The 2,212-nt window shown below is 67.3% G+C and carries 3 protein-coding genes and 1 pseudogene; 2 read left to right on the top strand and 2 right to left on the bottom strand.

Annotated features, from left to right (window positions below; genetic code table 11):
* Nucleotides 1-55: 55 nt before the first annotated feature.
* Together B9G38_RS17870 and B9G38_RS13285 are read right to left on the bottom strand one after the other, a co-directional pair.
* A pseudogene (locus B9G38_RS17870) lies at nt 56-205 on the bottom strand (aldo/keto reductase); the annotation flags it as partial.
* Nucleotides 206-298: 93 nt separating this feature from the next.
* Complete coding sequence (locus tag B9G38_RS13285) at nt 299-919, bottom strand: bifunctional 2-polyprenyl-6-hydroxyphenol methylase/3-demethylubiquinol 3-O-methyltransferase UbiG (RefSeq protein ID WP_086220671.1); 621 nt, start codon at nt 917-919, stop codon at nt 299-301.
* Between the two features lie 269 nt (nt 920-1,188).
* On the opposite strand from B9G38_RS13285, the gene B9G38_RS13290 reads away from it, so the two are divergent.
* Nucleotides 1,189-1,917, top strand: coding sequence for an SDR family NAD(P)-dependent oxidoreductase (locus B9G38_RS13290; protein WP_086220672.1), 729 nt, complete (start codon nt 1,189-1,191; stop codon nt 1,915-1,917).
* Nucleotides 1,918-2,025: 108 nt separating this feature from the next.
* The coding region (locus B9G38_RS18325; RefSeq protein WP_198945699.1) for a lycopene cyclase family protein at nt 2,026-2,212 on the top strand (187 nt) is incomplete at its 3' end.

Raw genomic sequence — 2,212 nt, forward strand, 5'->3', positions numbered from 1 at the left:
CGGTTTATACATGCTTCACTCCCGAGCGTAGCCCCAGTCCGATCGACTCGAGCTAGCCGCCGTCGACTTCGGGGGTCGGCTCGCCGAGTTACGTCCCGATCCCGACGCTGGAAACGACCCCCGGCCCGAAGCGTCGGAAGTAGGTGCGCCCGAAGGCGTCGCCGAACCGGTTCCGGTACCCCCAGAGGGCCTCGCGAGTCGCCATGTGGTCGGGCTAGTCGGCTCGCGGGTAAAAGTCGCGCGGGAGGCCGGGGAGCCGGGTCGCCCCGGTCCGTACCGCTCCCGCCGAGGCCGCCGGTCAGTCCGAGACGCGGAAGGTCCGCGTCGTGTCCCTGTCCCCGCGGACCACGTCGACCTCGACGAGCCCCAGCGAGGTGAATATCTCGCCCCAGTCCCGGTAGTACAGCGGCGTCTCGTCGTCGACGTAGTTCACGTCCGGACCAGTCGACGCCGACTCGCCGATCGGGCCCTCGATTTCGGCCGTGACGAGGACCTCGTCGGTGATCCGCGCTATCTCCGCGAAGGCCCCCTCGACGTCCGGGTGGAGGTGTTGGAGCGTCTCCACCGAGTACACCGCGTCGAACGCGCCGTCGTCGAACTCCCCGACGAGGTCCTCTATCGGGCCGCGGTGAAAGGTCCCCTCGGCGGCGAGTTCGGGGTAGGCGTCGCGCATCGTCTCGAACGCCTCCGCGTTGATGTCGACGCCCGAGAGGTCCTCGAAGCCGGCGTCGGCGAGGTGTTCGAGGTGCCGGCCCGACCCGCACCCCAGTTCGAGGACGGCCGCGTCGCGGTCGAGCCGCGCGGCGAGGGCCTCGCGGATCAGTTCGCTCGTCTCGTTGGGCCCGTAGTGCGCGTAGTACGTCGGCGAGTACTCGCCCGCCCGGTTCGTCCAGGCGTCTCGGACGGTGTCTATGTTCACGGGTAACGACTCTGACAGCGAGGCATAACGCCGTCGAACGGCGCACGGTGTGCGCCGACGCCGCCGCGGCCCGCTCGCACGCGTCGGCCGCCGCCAGCCCCCGGCGGATCGCAATTTGTACGCGGGCGTCAGGGCGGGTTTGACGCCCCGAGCGCGGTCGCCTCGTCCTTCAACCGTCGGGCGGATTCCCGGCGGAACGAAACGAGGGAAGCGCATATGAGTATCAGTATTCCGAAAGAAATACAAAATATACACGAAACCGAGTAAATATGCTCAGCGAAAAGACGGCGATCGTCACAGGCGGCTCGGCCGGCATCGGGAGGGCCATCGCTGCGGAGCTCGTCGACCGAGGGGCGTCGGTCGTGATCGCGAACAGGACCGAGGAGACGGGCCGGGAAACCGCCGAGGAGCTCGGCTGTTCGTTCGTCCAGTGCGACGTCTCGTCGTACGAGTCCGTCGAGTCGCTGGTCGAACGGACGGTCGACGAGCACGGCGGGCTGGACATCCTCGTGAACAACGCCGGTATCGGGCTCACCGGAACGGTCGAGGAGACGTCGATCGAGGACTGGCACAAGCTGTTAGAGATCAATCTCAACGGGGTTATCTACGGGACCCGCGCGGCCATGCCGTACCTGCGCGAGTCCTCGGGAGCGGTGCTCAACGTCGCGTCGGTGTTCGGGCTCGTGGGGGGACCCCAGACCGCCGCGTACGCGACCGCGAAGGGCGCTGTCGTCAACTTCACCCGAACGACGGCCGTCGATTACGCCGACGCCGGCGTCCGGGTGAACAGCATCTGCCCCGGCTTCGTCGAGACCGAGATGACTGAGTCCGAGCTCAACGACGACTCCTTCTACGAGTTCGTCCTCAGTCAGACGCCGATCGGCCGTATCGCCGAACCGGAAGAGGTCGCCGAACCGGCGGCGTTCCTCGTTTCGGACAAGGCCTCGTACATCACCGGAGTCAACCTCTCGATCGACGGCGGGTGGACGACGCACTAGCGCGCCCCCGTCGGCTTCGACTCCGGCCCGTCCCGTCATATTCGCCGTGACCCGGGCGACCCCGCACTCGCTGATCCGTTTAAGTGGTGTCCCCTCACACGTTAGTCTATGACAGACACGGAATACGACTACGTCGTGGTCGGCGCCGGGTCGGCGGGGTGCGTCCTCGCGAATCGACTCACCGCCGACGCCGAGACGACGGTCCTGCTCTTGGAGGCGGGCGAACCCGACGACGACCGGAACGTCTCGATTCCGGCGGCGTTCCCGGAGCTCTTCAAGGGCGAGGCGGACTGGG

Source organism: Halorubrum sp. SD612, from assembly GCF_002135005.1.

Coding starts and splice junctions, on each gene's coding strand:
- B9G38_RS13290 (WP_086220672.1), top strand. CDS start 1,189: ATGCTCAGCGAAAAGACGGCGATCGTCACAGGCGGCTCGGCCGGCATC.